This is a genomic window from Mycobacterium sp. 852002-30065_SCH5024008 (genome assembly GCF_001665645.1).
Taxonomy (GTDB): Bacteria; Actinomycetota; Actinomycetes; order Mycobacteriales; family Mycobacteriaceae; genus Mycobacterium; species Mycobacterium paraffinicum.
In genome coordinates, this window is sequence record NZ_LZSZ01000096.1 from 1 (window position 1) to 844 (window position 844).

At 65.4% G+C, this 844-nt stretch carries 1 protein-coding gene; it reads right to left on the bottom strand.

Features of this window, described 5'->3' with window-relative positions; translation table 11 throughout:
* Positions 1-844: AMP-binding protein (locus A5781_RS13150; RefSeq protein WP_156624607.1), on the bottom strand; the 844-nt coding region annotated here is incomplete at both ends.

Genomic DNA, 844 nt, shown 5'->3' on the forward strand with positions numbered 1-844 from the left:
GACGGCATACGAGCTGTAGCTCCGTCTCGTGGGCTCGGAGATGTGTATAAGAGACAGTACAGTTCCCCGACCACCCCCGCCGGAACCGGCCGCAACCACTGATCCAGCACAAACAACGCCGCACCCGCCACCGGCGACCCGATCGGCGGGGCACCCGTGCCCGGGGTCAACGGGGCACTCTTGGATGCCCACATCGTGGTCTCGGTCGGGCCGTAGACGTTGAGCATCACCCGTCCCGGCGCCCACCGCTCCACCACCTCAGCCGGACACGCCTCGGCGCCGATCACCAGCGCCGCCGCCCCCAAACCGTCTGTCGAGAGCACCCCCACAGCTGAGGGAGTCTGGGTGAGCACGCTGACCTGTTCGCTGATCAGCAAGGCGTGGAAGTCTTCGGCAGAGTGGGTTATCGCTTCGGGCACCACCACCAACCGGCCCCCATGAAACAGCGCTCCCCAGATCTCCCACACCGAAAAGTCAAACGCATACGAATGACACTGCGACCACACCTGCCCCGGCCCCAACCGCACACCAATCTCCAGCGAATCGAACAGCTGGGTCACGTTGTGGTGGGTAACAGCAACGCCTTTGGGCACCCCGGTGGTGCCCGAGGTATAGATAATGTGAGCCAGACCCTCCAGCGCCGGGCCCGGACCCGACAACGGTGTGCTGGGTTGAACATCGATGGCGGGGTCATCAATATCAATCACCCGCAGACCGTCGTACCCGTCGAGCCGCGAGCGCAGACCCGCCGTGGTGAGTACCGCGACAGGCGTGGCATCGGTGAGCATGAACCCGATCCGCGCTGTGGGCAGGCCCGGGTCGATCGGCACGTAGGCCGCCTCCG